This is a genomic window from Stenotrophomonas sp. 96582_Sma, from assembly GCF_056480905.1.
On record NZ_CM151122.1, the window covers coordinates 2,305,117 to 2,318,313 of the forward strand.

8 protein-coding genes are annotated in these 13,197 nt (G+C 58.3%); 4 read left to right on the plus strand and 4 right to left on the minus strand.

What is annotated here, in order from left to right:
• Nucleotides 1–142 precede the first annotated feature (142 nt).
• From ACZK2R_RS10710 to ACZK2R_RS10725, 4 genes are all read right to left on the minus strand, one after another.
• The gene (locus ACZK2R_RS10710; RefSeq protein ID WP_017354472.1) at nucleotides 143–628 is read right to left on the minus strand and encodes a hypothetical protein; all 486 of its coding nucleotides are present in this window, start codon (nucleotides 626–628) and stop codon (nucleotides 143–145) included.
• Nucleotides 629–901: 273 nt separating this feature from the next.
• Nucleotides 902–3,658 carry a caspase family protein gene (locus tag ACZK2R_RS10715; RefSeq protein WP_478487992.1) on the minus strand — a complete coding sequence of 919 codons (2,757 nt, stop codon included), beginning with the start codon at nucleotides 3,656–3,658 and terminating at the stop codon, nucleotides 902–904.
• A gap of 57 nt (nucleotides 3,659–3,715) precedes the next feature.
• A complete protein-coding gene (locus tag ACZK2R_RS10720) occupies nucleotides 3,716–5,281 on the minus strand; it encodes a hypothetical protein (protein ID WP_017354470.1) in 1,566 nt (521 codons plus the stop codon).
• A gap of 353 nt (nucleotides 5,282–5,634) precedes the next feature.
• Nucleotides 5,635–6,492 carry a BrxR family helix-turn-helix transcriptional regulator gene (locus ACZK2R_RS10725; protein ID WP_146027645.1) on the minus strand — a complete coding sequence of 286 codons (858 nt, stop codon included), beginning with the start codon at nucleotides 6,490–6,492 and terminating at the stop codon, nucleotides 5,635–5,637.
• Between the two features lie 118 nt (nucleotides 6,493–6,610).
• On the opposite strand from ACZK2R_RS10725, the gene ACZK2R_RS10730 reads away from it, so the two are divergent.
• From ACZK2R_RS10730 to ACZK2R_RS10745, 4 genes are read left to right on the plus strand one after another with little or no spacing between them, the layout of a single operon-like run.
• A complete protein-coding gene (locus ACZK2R_RS10730; RefSeq protein WP_049400904.1) occupies nucleotides 6,611–8,032 on the plus strand; it encodes a Wadjet anti-phage system protein JetA family protein in 1,422 nt (473 codons plus the stop codon).
• 1 nt (nucleotide 8,033) lies between these two features.
• Nucleotides 8,034–8,690 carry a DUF4194 domain-containing protein gene (locus tag ACZK2R_RS10735; RefSeq protein ID WP_017354467.1) on the plus strand — a complete coding sequence of 219 codons (657 nt, stop codon included), beginning with the start codon at nucleotides 8,034–8,036 and terminating at the stop codon, nucleotides 8,688–8,690.
• Nucleotides 8,677–12,096 (plus strand): SbcC/MukB-like Walker B domain-containing protein, encoded by a 3,420-nt coding sequence (locus ACZK2R_RS10740; RefSeq protein WP_158704768.1) that lies wholly within the window; start codon nucleotides 8,677–8,679, stop codon nucleotides 12,094–12,096. Before ACZK2R_RS10735 ends, ACZK2R_RS10740 begins: the two co-directional genes overlap by 14 nt.
• Nucleotides 12,093–13,061, plus strand: a complete 969-nt coding sequence (locus tag ACZK2R_RS10745) for a hypothetical protein (protein ID WP_478433961.1) — start codon at nucleotides 12,093–12,095, stop codon at nucleotides 13,059–13,061. Before ACZK2R_RS10740 ends, ACZK2R_RS10745 begins: the two co-directional genes overlap by 4 nt.
• Nucleotides 13,062–13,197: the final 136 nt, after the last annotated feature.

Sequence of the window (13,197 nt, forward strand, 5' to 3'; positions counted from 1 at the left end):
GACCTACCATGAATGCCCCCGGCCAATGCTGCGTTTAGTCGGCACCCCTCGCCTTAGCTAGCGCTATGCCAATCGCCGCGTCGCCCCTTGCTGCACGCTCGTCAACGGCCTAGGGCCGTCCCGAGAGTTTCGTGAGGTGGTTTCATTCGCGATTGTCGAGCCGTCCGTTAGACAACGCATGCTGGAGAGCAATCGCAACCTGCGTCGCGGCGTAGACCCAATCGTTGTCTTCTTCGTACGGATCCACTTCCGAATCTTCTTTGCCACCATGGAAGAGGTTGTTGCGGACTTGCCGCATGGCTTCCACCAGCGCGACCGCATCCGATTCGGCATCCAATGGGCAGGGGCAAAAGCGGGCCACCAAGTTCCCGTTCTCTTCAATAATCATCTGCTTCATGGGGCGCTCATCGCGTTGACAGAGAAGGCGCGCACGCGCCGACTCAGGAACCTCTGACGCGAAATCGTCGCCCAACTTTCGGACGCGCTCTTGCACCTTGCGCCAAGCCACGTCGGACGTCGGTTGCCCCGTCCGGTCTTTCCGGAAGAAGTCCCCGTGCCGTCGGAGCTGGAATTCCAGTTTGCTCACGGTCTTGAGAAGGTCGTAGGCGAGATTGGCGCTTACCGGCATTTCAGCATTCTATGTGAGTAGTGTGAGGTCCGAATCGCAAACTGCCACAGCGAAGGCACAAGGACCACCAAGAAATGGCGCTACTTGAGAGCCGCCTAACACGCGGGAGGATGTCATCCTGTAGGCCGGGCGTCGCACCTCATCTAGATTCTTGACCTATAACCGCTTCGGGCTGGCAACGCAGGTCGGCAGTGACTTGGGACAACTTTGCCTAGACACCGCTAAGAATACTTGGATGGGGTTCGCGTGAAGGCCGCGCTTACGATTCGCCTCTCAGTAGTCGTCCATTGATTGCAGGTGAGTGCTGCGCTTCGACTTGGTGGCTGTCGAGTCTGGGTCGGGTTCATCTCCGTTCACCGTTACCCACTCGATGAGAGGGCCCAGGTCGGATTGGCGGCGGGCTTCCGCATACAGCTTGCTATAGGCGGCCATGGCGTATATCGGCGACAGCATGAGCTCCGCTGCCAAGGCGAAGACATCGGACTCGGGTGGCAGCGACACAGTGGTGAAGGCGCCGCTGTCGGCATCGGTGTGGCGCTCAGCCAGCGCATCCAGAAGACGCCGACGGAGTGCTTGCTGGAAGGGGCTATGGGTGGGATTAGGACACCTCAGGCCGTCTTCGACCGGAACCCAGGTGTCCAGTGACCAGGCGGGGGCGAGCACTTGCGGGGTTGCCGCGTCGTCAATCCCCTGTGCATTACCCTTCAGAGTGCCCATAGCCTGGTCAGAAAGCCGATTTCGCAACAACCAGCGGTCATCAACTGAACGCTGCCAGAGAGTCCATAGACTCCCACCGGACCGCCATTGGCCGATCTCCTCGAACAGTTCGGAGGCCAGTCCGCCTCGCGCCTCCAGCTTTGAGGCAAGGCTCCATGAGGCCGCCAGCGCGGGTGGGTTACGGAGCGGATGGGCCACGTTCGATAGGCCTAGCCATTGCGCGAGCACCGCAAAATCGGATAGACCCTCCCTGATTTCCTTAGGAACGGCTGCAACGCATTGTCCAACGGTATCGATGTGCTGCCCGCCCCGCTGGAAGGCAGCGAGGGCCGCGTACAAGGCCCACATCGGGCTGGCCATTGCTTGCTCGGTTGATGGCACCGCCACCTCCCGGCCGACTGTAAGCTGCGCTCGCGCCGCCTCCGTCGCAAGCCCGATCGGATCGAACAGCAGTGACGCACTTCCCATCCGGACCAGATGGATGGAGGCAGTCGCCAAGTCGAGCATTCGTGCGCCCTGAGTGTCCACCATCGGAGGGGTTGGCGGAGCTGAGGTACAGTCAAGGTAGATCTCGGTACGCCACCCCTTAATCACCGGGACGACCAGTCCGTCTTCATTCGACTCGTCCCAAGGGCTGGCCGTTCGCAGTGCGAGGCTGCCAGCTGTTGCTGCTAATTTGAGGTAGGCGTAGCCGAGCCTGTCGTCCGTACCACTGTGGATGAGGCGCTCCTCCAAGGTTGCCCCTACAAGGGAACTGAGGTGCCACTGCCGCCACGGTGGCGCGGGGTTTAGAGAGCCGTCGGGACTGAAACTGGAGTCGCGCGCGAAGACAAAGACCTCACCGATTTCGCTGAGATCGCGGCTTGGCTCCGTCGGAATCATCGAGTATTCAGCGGCATGAAGGGACTGATTTTGGTGCGTGGTTGACGTGCCGATGACGGGCGCAGCCGCGGAAAATTCGGGCCCGGGCAACCGCTGGTCGAGGGGCGCATCCGCAACAACGAACAGCGATTGCGCCGATTCGGCCCCGACGTGCACCAGGGCTTTGTAGAGTCCCGGAGCTAAGGACAGCGAGACCACTCCCGTACCGATGCTGACACGAGCGTAGCTAGCATCGAGCACCGTGATCTGCGCGTTGGGATTGTCCGTCCTCAACACCACCGGCTGCGCTGCAACCTCGTCGGTTCGCAAAGCGGGCATGTCGATAGGTGCAGCAACGGGAGGGGTGTTGCCTGCAGCTGGCAGCACCGGGTAGGGAACCTCGAAGGCGACGTCGGGTAGATTCCCTGGTGTAACGACGAGATGCAGACCCGGGGTCAGCTCCACGATGGGATGCTCGAGCTGGCGAAGCTGGCTACTGCGTAGCTGCCCATTTGGCGTCATGTCGGTGGGCGGCGCGGGTGGGTAAGGTGAGATGTCAGGATCCGGTTGCCGGTCGATGGCCGCGAATTTAGCAATGATGCGGCTCAGGTCGACGGCAACCCGGCGTGGGAGCGCGGAAGCTGGCGCCGACGCCGGGCGCTGATATATTCGAATCCGCTTCGTTGCGGGAGTCAGTGGTGGCGTGTATCCGGTTTCCTGTTCGTAGCGATCGGCCCATAGCACCTGGAAGTAGTCCGCGACGGCGCGATCCGTCACCCATCCGTCGGCGTCAGGCGGTGCGCTGCGCAGCGCGTCCAGTAGGACGCTAGTGAACAGGCCGCGAGACTGCCCGGCCGGGCCAATGTTGCGCTCAAAGGACTGACGTCCCCGCGGCGCTCCATACGCCTGGAACAATCGGACGTGTGCCGTTCGTTGCCGGTCCGGCGGGGTCCAAGTCGGCTCGAGCACCTGGCTCGCCTTGAGTACGTCCTGGCAGCAGTCCGTTACCAGGATGATTTCATCAAAGAAACCCGCGTTGGCGATTTTCGACGCATAACGCAGGACGGCGATATGCGCCGTGTCGCCGTTTTGCGCGACGGCCGAGAATAGTGCCGGGTCGTGAATCGCCGAACCGGCTGTGAACCCGTGTCCGGCGAAGAACAGATACAAGCGCTGTCCAATGCGGTCATGCCATCCGTTCGGGGTGCGCAGCCATAGATTAAGCGCCTTCTTGAGCTCCTTCTCGGTCGGGTTTGCGTCGTCCGGGGTCGCTGCCACGCCACAATCCTGCGACCGTATGACTTGGATACGTCGGGTGTCCAGGTCGCCGTACTCCGGATCGAGGAGCCATTGCCGGAACTCTTCGCCATCGTTCTCAGGTCCATGGAGGTCACTCAGGCCGGGATAACGGTTAATTGTCAGCACGATCGCGTAGTGATCATCTCGCGGCATGTCCACATCTCTCCCTGTTGCGTACACAAGGGCACCTTTGGCGTGCTCTCGAAGATGTCACCATCCGCCGAGGAGGCTCTCAACGCTGAGCAGCGTATCTTCGTCGTCGTCGAAAGCTCCGTGATCAATGCTTGTGCTGTTCAAGCCTGCTGTCTGTCCTTGGGACTTGGACCAGATCGTACGGTTCGGTGCAGCTCCGAGCCACGCGCGGACTGCACCTATTTCGGGAAACTTGCTATCTGAGTAGATGTGGTGCCAAGCGAAGAAGCGTTCCATGCCCAGCAGCGGCATGTCCGGTTCGTCGACGAGCGTTCCGTCGGAATTTGGGCGCGATTCGAGGACACCCGACACCAGATAGAGGAGGGAGCTGGGATAGATGAAGCGCTTCCAGTCCTGCCCATTGGGAAATTTAGAGTCGTCTCCGACGACCTGATCGTCCCGTTCGAATTCATCGCGCATGCCAAACAAGCGGAAGTGACGGATGCGATCGCCATGTTGGGTGATCGTGGCGGCAAAGCGCTCGTAGGTGATGGCGGGCGCCAGGAACACGACGTCGAATGCAATCTCGGCCGGCAGAAGCTCTGATGCCTTGTCAAGCCAATTGGCGATGTAGACGGCGCCAGTGCTGTGGCCGACTAGAGTGATCCTCGATAGCAGCCCTTCAGAGGCATGGGCGGCACGCAGCCGCTCCAGCAGCGCAGTTCCGGCATACAGGTCGGAGCCGTCGCCGAACGCATCGAGTGAGTCCTGCTTCATGCGGTTCCACTGGAGTGCCTTGCCCCATTCATTGAGTCCACTGCCACCAAAATGAACACCACGCAACACTTCCTCTACGACCGTTGCATACAGGCCGTGATCGCGTTGATCCGCGTACCGACGCAGAACACCCTGCAGGATGCGCTTCACCAGAAGGGAAACTTTGAACCAGACGATCAACCCGCGGCCTCCCTCGACCCCGGCGACCTGCGTTGATACCGCCTGCGAGAACGGGGTATCTCGAACGCTCGCTCCGCCCCCGATGAATGCATCGCGTGCTTCGTCTAACGCGGTTGGCAGGGTTTGCATGGCGACCACAAACTCGCTGTCGGTTTGCAAGTCGGCTTCGATCTCGGCGTCGTCGATCAGCGCACTCGCCGCACGCGCACCTGAGGGCCCCACTACAGGTTTGAAATCACGGTAGGGCACGTGATTGCGACTGGGATCGCTCCAATATGTATCAACTGCCTGGCGGACCTTCCCTGCATCGACGTTGCCCGGCGTGATGGTCCGGGCGCCGTTGCTACCTCCCAAGCGGCGGAGCGCGTACTCTAGCGCCTTGCGCACCAGATTCTTGAATACCGGCTCATCCGGCAGCTCGCGCAGGTTGTTGCGGATCGTTTCAACGAAACCCGACTCCCACACGGAAAAAACCGGATAGGCCGATTGAGAAAAGCGCCCCTCAAGTCGCTGGGCAATACCGATACCCGCGGCCTTGTCGACCAGGCCCCCGTGAAAGTAAAGCAGCAAATGACCACGCCCGTCCTTACGAAGCGCCGTGACGATAGCGTCGATATCCTCTGGCTTCGTATCGGTTCCGGCACCGATACGGCCGTTGCGACTGTGGATTTGATGCAGACTGCCCATACCTGGCCCCCTGTGACCAGAATGATGCCAACCCAGAGTGCCATGAGTTTATGAAGTGGGCAATCAGTAATCGCCTAGGTAGGGATTGGTCACCTCAATGCCGAGTAAGCGAAGGGCTAGAGTTGAATGCCCCGGACCATGCCGCAGCTGGGGCGGTAGTTTGCATTTGGCGCTCGATCGATAGGGACACGAGGGCACGGCTCATCGACCTGATCATTGAGGTACAGACGGAGAATTGGCTTTGAATGCCAATGGCGTCCATCTGATACGGTTCCTATGTAGGGTAGCTACCCAGGCAGGGGTAGCGCGGTATCCGTGCCGGGCCTCAAGTTTGGCTACGATCATGCCATCCGCTAATTCAGCTCGCCAAATAGCCACGGTTGGATCGCGGTTGGATCGTCGACGCAGAGGTGAAATTCGTTCGGCGGCTCCTTCTCTGCATCGGTGGCGCAGCGCAGTTCATGTAGTCGGTATTGGAGTAGTGCGGCACGGGTTCTTAACCTGTAGGCTGCCTTACCTCCGAAATACTCGATACGCACCATATCCTTCTGATCTGGTGTCAGATGCGGATGGGGGACGATCGACAGCTCTACCTGTGTCTGCCAGGCGGCGTCCTGGCTAGGCTCGGCCCGCTCTGGCCGAGGATCAGCCAGCTGTTTCAAGCCGCTCAGCCGATTTATAGACAGGTCCAGGAAGCGTCCGGCTTCCGCCTCGTCCTCGGCGATGACAAATGCGCGAACATGCCAGCGCCTGCCTGCCTGCACCAGCGCATGAGGGAACAGTCGTTTGGTGCGAGGTGCTGGGTTGCGCATGGACCGGTGCTCGCCAACGAGCCCCTTGCCCTCTCTGCAGGCACGATTAAGCAGTGCGAAGTGGCGTCGTTCAACGCCGCCGAGGATAAGCTGGGAGCTCTCGATAAAGCCTGTAGCTTCCTGGGGGCGCTCAAACGCAAGGTACTCTTCGATCAGCCCTTCGGTTAGGAGGGGTCTGAAGCCAGACATCGCCACGTATCCGCGCACATGGCTTCGGTACTCAAGGCCGCCTCCATTGAGTTCAGCATATTGGGTTAGCAATCGACTTACCGTGGTGATATGCAGATCAAACACTTGGCGTACTCGCTCATTGGTGACTTGCCCCTCCCAGAGGAGCAGCGTTTCGATGGCTCGAAGTGTTTCCGGACTTTTGTTTGGATTGGGGCGGGGGCGGGGCATGGGGCTGGGCCGGGGTCAGATGACACGCAGCTTAGCATTGATGCTAAGTTAGCGTTTATGATATGTTAGCGTTTATGCTAATGTGAAGTAGATAGCCCAACTTCTGTGGAGTTGCACAGTGTCCAGCTCTCTGTTTGAGGTACTGCCATCGCAACTCTTTCGCCCATTGGCCTCGGCAAATCGGGAGAACTACTGGCGGCTGCTCTTGGGTCTGTACGAAGAATTCTTCGGGCCAGAGGCTGAGGTTCCCCCGGCGACCGGCTGGGAACGGCGGCAGTTGACGCAGTTCATCGAGAACTACCTCGAACACGATGACGCTTGGCAGGCAGAAGAGGGGGTAGGCCAGCTCACTCCGCTCAACATTCGCGCCAACATGTACTTGAGCCATCTCACGGAGAATGGCTGGTTCGAAGAAGAGCAGGTGGGACTCACGCGCACTCTGTCCATGACTGCTGTGGTAAGCCGTTTCCTTGCCACCTTGCAGGTCTTCACAGAAGACACGCCGGCGATGGTGGGCGCGAAGATGCGTTCCATTGAAGACACATTACGTCGGGTGCTTGATCCTGCAAGCAATGTCTACGGTGACGACTTCGTAAACGCCGGCGACAGCGCCCATGCGCTTCTGTCCGGGATTGCCGCCATGAGTCTGAACGTGCGTACCCTGCAGCGCGAGATATTCAAGTCCGCGACCCCCGGGGCGGCTATCCGTCGGTTGTTTGAAGACTACATTTCCAAGCACGTCATGGCTGACTATGCGGACTTGGCTGGCGCCGATCACCCCCTCGCACGAAAGGCGCAGGTGTTGAGCCTAACTCAGGAAATCCATTACGGGGATCATCGGGAACGGATCATCGTGTGGTTGGCCGAGCGACGCTACAAAGGTGATAAAGGCACGGCTGAGGCTGTCTATGAGAAGGCGATCAGGCGATTGAGCAATGTCTATCGTCTGCAAGACTACTTCGATCGCTTGGGCCAGGATCAGCGCCATATCGAGCGTCGCATGCTGGCCATGATCGAGTACCAGCTTCGCGCGCCGGGCCAGCTCGAGAGACGGATCAAAAAGGCTATCGCCGGAGTCAATGCTGCGGAGAACTTCGACGCCTCCATGCCCGTTGGGCCCGGAGCATTGCTTTCCGGTGAACTCCTGTTTCAACCACGCATCGCCCGTCCGCCCATTCCCAGGACCGCGGATTCTCCGCGGCAGATGACAGCCGAGCAGGAGGCGCGGATGAACCTGCACAGGCGTGCGCGTGATGCGCGTACCGCCATGCCAACAGAGGTGAGGGTGTACTTGCAGGGTGTCATGGGAGGAGGTAGGCAGATCCGGGCGTCTCAGCTTCCCATCACCGGTATCAAGCAATTTCGAATGGTGCAGACGCTGTCCACCTACGCACAGGAAGCAATGACAGGCCTCGGAAAGAAGCACCATGAAGGAATTTCAAAGCGACTACCTGGATATCGCTTCCAAAGCGCCGGTGATGAACGAATTGCCGGGCCGTATTTGGACATGCCGGACTTCTACATCACCAAGGTGAAATGACATGGCACGCCACTGGGAAAAGGCGCTTAGCCGCGACACTATGTACGAAGAGCAGGACTACGAGCAGGCGGCCTATCGGCTAGTAACCCATCAGGTCTTGTCCGCCTCTGACCGGGCGACCCGGAAGGATTACGGCATTGTCAGCCGAAATATCAATGACTTTGAGCAGGCAGTTCGTCCCCTTGGCATCGAGCTGTTGCACGACACCAACTACCAGTACATCGTGGCGCGGCCCGTGCACGTACTGACCCAACAGCGAGCCAGCAAGGACGAAACCCTGCTGCTGTTGGTGCTCGCCGGCGTTCATCATCGCGTCCGTTTCGAGGGGCGCGAAGAGCCAAATGGCGAAACTTTCGTCGATTTGCCTGACTTGCAAGAGCACTACGAGAAGGAAACGGGCAGGGACTTTCCCTCGCCTGGGGACTTCCGCTCTTTGATGACCAAGTTCAAGCGCTGGGGGATTGCTGCCTTTGAGGACAAGGACGATGTACGGAATCAGCTCGCGAAGGTTCGCATCCATCCCGCGATCGGAGATCTGCTGCGGAAGGAATACTTGAGCCATCTGGAATCCTTCCGTAAGGAAGTGGCAGGTGAGGGGGATGCGGCTACTTTCGACGCAATGAATGAAGTCACGGAGGATGGCGATGTATCTGCTTGAGAAATTTCACTTGGTACAGTTTTTCCTATTCCGTGCCGAAACCCTGAGCTTTAGCCCTGCAACAGGCATTGTGGCGCCTAACGGATCTGGAAAATCTGCGATTCTGGATGCGATGCAGATCGTCTTGTACGGAGGGGATCAGAATCAAATCGATCTCAATGCGCAGTCAGGGGGGGTATCAGGCACTCGAGGGCGTTCAGTGCGCGAATACTGCCTCGGCTACTATCGCGGTGACGAGCATATTCGTGAGAATGCGACGTCCTATTTGACCATGGTGTTTCGCGACACTGAGGGCGAATTGCCGCCGGTTTCGGTTGGCCTGGCCCTGGGCGCGTCAGTGGGCGACCCAAAGCTGCACGTCTACGGGCGCTATGTGGTCCAAGGGGTTGCGCTCGCGTTAGATGATCATCTTGAAGCGAACGCCGAGGCGGAACTTTTGCCGTTGGCCTGGGGAACGTTCAATAAGCTGATGGAGGACGCAGTCAGTCGCGTGAATGGTAGGCTCGCAGTGCCTCCGTCGGCGGAGAAGCAGGTTGAAGCAATGTTGTTCGCCTTGCGCCCCAAAGGAGGGGGCAGCATCGACCCGAGAGCTTTTCGGCGAGCGATGAAGAATGCGCTTAATCTGCAGAAAGTTCCTGACACCAGCAGCTTTGTTCGAAATTACATTGTCGATGCCTATCCTATCGAGCTCAAGAACTTCCGCTCCCAGCTCGACAATCTGCGCTCGCTTCAAGCCAAGGTTCTGGAAACACTGGACAGGCTTGAGAACGTCAAAAGCTTGATCGCAGCCGGTCATAAGGCTACTCAGACTCGGATGCACGCAGCGACCTATAGGGCGCTGTTGGATGACTATGAGCGTGAACAACACATGGATGCTGTTGATGCGGCACAAACTACGCTGCATGAAGCGCGGGACAGGCATCAGGCAGCGCAGAATGCAGTCGACAGCGCCAAGGCGGAGCATGATCGACTCAACGGCGTGTACATCGAACTAGAGCTTCAATCAGCAGCAGATCCGGCGATCAGTGCCGCCCGTGACCTGGCCAGCGAACGAGAGAGATCACTTAGACCTATCAAAACCAACGTGGCCCAGGCCATTCGCGAGGTGGTGGCGGGCTTCGAGAAGGCCAACCGCGTGAAACCCGATCTCGGAGGCTGGCAGCATCTGGCGATGCCGTGGGTTGAGCTTCTTGATGCGGTTTCCAGTACATCCGTATCCGATGCGCTTGTGCTTGACGTTTCGCAGGCCTCGGCAGCATTGCGCGAGTCCAGCATGCGGGTTGCTCCGATCATCCAGTCGGCACGGCGTCAGCTAGACCATGACGAGCAGAGGCTGTCCAAGCTTGGAAATGAACTTAGGATCGCTAACGAGCAGATCAAACGCATCCAGGAAGGCAAAGCGGAACTCCCGCCGGCCGTCCAAGCAGTTGTGAACATACTTGGAGACAAAGGACTTCTGTGCACGCCCGTCTGCGATTTGGTTACAGTCACAGATGCCGACTGGGCACCCGTAATCGAGGGATTCCTTGGTCGTTCGCGCACTGCCCTGGTTGTCCGTAGCGGCAAGTTTGAGGATGCCTTGTCCGTTTTCAACAAGATTCCGTGGGATACAAAGCCGGATTCAGTACTGTTGGTGAACCCGGTGAAGTCGAAGGCGGATATGGGTGTGGTTCCGCCAATGGGTCTCGCGCACCTGATCGCGGGTGACAATCAAGTGGCGGTGGACTATATCCGTCTTCGACTCGGCCGGCTGGAGCGATTGGAGCGCGTCACCACGGATAGCCCAGAGGGCTTCACCCGTACTGGCGAGCAGGCTGGACGTGCTGATTTCGGCCGTCGACGCCCCTTGTCTGCAACGGAACTGGTGTTGGGACGCCAAGATGCGAGCCATCGCCTGGCGGTGCTTCGGCAGCAGCGCAGCACTTTGGGGCAGAACGCAGCCGAATGCGAGCAGGAGGCGAACCGGTCGCGCCAGTTGGTTGAAGCCCTTGAGAAGTTGGTGGGACTTGAAGGACGTATCCAGGACATTGAAAGATGGCTGAACTCGCACATTCAGGAGCAATCCGCGCTTGATGCAAAGGCGGCGATGCAAGAGATCGCAAGCGCACCTGATCTCCTTGCTCGTCAGCTGCTCATCACAGAGGCAAGGCGAGCTGCCCTGGCAGCACAGTCGAAGCTGGAAGAAAGCAGCAGAGACGTCGGAACTCATGGTGAGGCTTTCCGGCAAGCACAGAGACGGCTAGACGAGCTTGCGGATAGAACCAACGGAATCTGCTCAAAGGCGGCTCTCAGTCGCCGCAATGAATACGTGGGTGATGAGTGGTTCGAAACAAAACGCGATGAGTTTGATGGTTCCGGCCTATCGCTGCATACGATTGTGGCGAAGATTAGTGACGCTACGGTTAGAAGTGGCAATCAGCTGTCTTCCCAGGTGCAGGCCTTGGCAAGTGACATGTCTACATACGCAAACCAATTCGATCCGCAGATGGATATCGCGGTGGGCGACTTGGGTGCCATGTGCGAGACGATGGCTCAGGAGAAGCAACGGCTAGAGGAATCCGAGCTCCATCACTACCAAGTGCTTTCCGCGGAAGCTGCAGAAGCGGCAGAGCAAACGTTCAAGGTGCAGATCGCCGCCCGCCTGAGCGACCACTTCGCCAGCATGCGCAGCACGCTCAATGAGCTGAACAGTACGATGGAGCGCTTGCCGCCATTCTCGAACAACGAGAAGTATCACTTCGTCACCAATCTCAATAAAGATCATGAGTCGCTGTACAAATTCATACTGAAGGTGGCTGGTGCGGGACCGGAGGGGGATATCTTCTCTGGACAGGTGGATGCTCCTCCTGAGTTCAGGGCGATGCTTGAGGGAAAGGATGCAGAGGCCAACAGGCTTCTGGAGGACTATCGCAATTTCTTCAACTTCGAGATTGACGTTCGCAGCAATGGTGTGACGGTGACCGACTTCTCAAAGCGCATGGACAAGGGTTCCGGGGGCGAGCACCGCGCGCCTCTTTTCATCGTTGCTGCAGCGTCGATGGCGCGCGCATTGGGAAAGTTGCGCGGTGATCAAGGCGGCATGTCGCTGATAATTTTCGATGAGTTGGGTGACAAGATTGACTCAGTGAATACCCGTGCCGTCTTTGAGTACCTGAAGGCATTGGGCCTTCAGCCCATCGTCGCGGCACCGGACGATGCCTTGGGTAAGATCAACGAATCGGTGGATACCTACATCGAGATGTACCGTGACGACGATCTTATCTCCATCAAACACGTACGCATTGATGACGATGGTCATGTAATTCTGGATTCCGATAACTGGCGCAAGCATCCCGAGCTTTTCGAGGAGGAGCTCAAGCGTGTTGAAGCAAGTCGAATGCCCCATGGGGAAGGGGTCGTTGCATGACTATAGCCCGGGCCTTCCTTACGTCAATTTTCAATCGCTCCCAGAATGCAGTGAGTCGTGGCAAGGATGAGCGAATAGCTCTCAGGCTGACGGAGTCATCATGCCCAGAGTTCTTCAGCCTGCGCAGCATCGAGGATGCAAGAGCGTTTCGTTCCGAACTTGAACTGGCTGAGCGCTCTGGAGCCATCGAAATCAAGGCCAAGGTGATGGTGCAGCCGCCTCTAGATGTTGCGGGCGTTGCCGTACTGAACCTCGCAAAGCTGGCGAACTTCTTGGGCGCACGACTTCGTCGTGATTCCGTATCAGAGGCCCGTTCCATGCTGGACACTCACACCGGCCTTTTCCCCGTACTGACCGAGGTCATTGAGCGCTGGTCGCTGGGCCATAAGGTTCGCGGGCAAGAGGCTACCGATGCTTCTGTAGCGCAAATACTGGATGCAATCAGACTCATTTCAGCAAGGCGAGGTGTCGTCAGGGACGAACTGTTGCGCCGGGTTTCGGCCATGATGTTTGGTGACAGCAAGCGAGTGGAGGGCATCGTGAAATGGATCGATTTGCTTTGGTTCAACTCTATTGCACCATCTGGACTTGATAGTAGCGAGGTCTTCTCGGCCATAGGCCTGCACAAGGAACCATTGCCCGTACTGATCTCAGGTCCGCTTACGGTTGTTACGTCGACTACGGTGGTGGGAGTGGTTCATCCATATCTCGGCTTCGCTCCTGCCCACATCACTGGATTCGTGCCGAATCCAGCCGTGTTGAGTTGGCGTGTTCTCACCATAGAGAATCGACAGACATTCCATGAGTTTGCTGAAGCTGCATCTGATCAAGTCGGCCTCGTGCTGCTCTATACCGGTGGTATGCCGTCCCCATCCTGGAGACAGGTCTACATGCTGATCTTGAAATCACTTCCTTGCCAGACAACTCAGGCGTTTCATTTCGGCGACTTGGATGAGGGGGGATGAGAATTGGCGCCGTCATCGCAGGATCTGCCGCCGAGGCGGGGTTCACCCTGAAGCCGTGGTTGATGGATCCCAGGGAGCTCATTGGTCTCGGTTACGCTCTCAAGCCAACGGCTGAATCGGTGTCTAGCGCAATATC

What these genes read in the sequence shown, in the direction of transcription:
- ACZK2R_RS10715 (WP_478487992.1), bottom strand. Translation starts at nt 3,658, where the DNA reads ATGCCGCGAGATGATCACTACGCGATCGTGCTGACAATTAACCGTTAT.
- ACZK2R_RS10725 (WP_146027645.1), bottom strand. Translation starts at nt 6,492, where the DNA reads ATGCCCCGCCCCCGCCCCAATCCAAACAAAAGTCCGGAAACACTTCGA.
- ACZK2R_RS10710 (WP_017354472.1), bottom strand. Translation starts at nt 628, where the DNA reads ATGCCGGTAAGCGCCAATCTCGCCTACGACCTTCTCAAGACCGTGAGC.
- ACZK2R_RS10735 (WP_017354467.1), top strand. Translation starts at nt 8,034, where the DNA reads ATGGCACGCCACTGGGAAAAGGCGCTTAGCCGCGACACTATGTACGAA.
- ACZK2R_RS10720 (WP_017354470.1), bottom strand. Translation starts at nt 5,281, where the DNA reads ATGGGCAGTCTGCATCAAATCCACAGTCGCAACGGCCGTATCGGTGCC.
- ACZK2R_RS10740 (WP_158704768.1), top strand. Translation starts at nt 8,677, where the DNA reads ATGTATCTGCTTGAGAAATTTCACTTGGTACAGTTTTTCCTATTCCGT.
- ACZK2R_RS10745 (WP_478433961.1), top strand. Translation starts at nt 12,093, where the DNA reads ATGACTATAGCCCGGGCCTTCCTTACGTCAATTTTCAATCGCTCCCAG.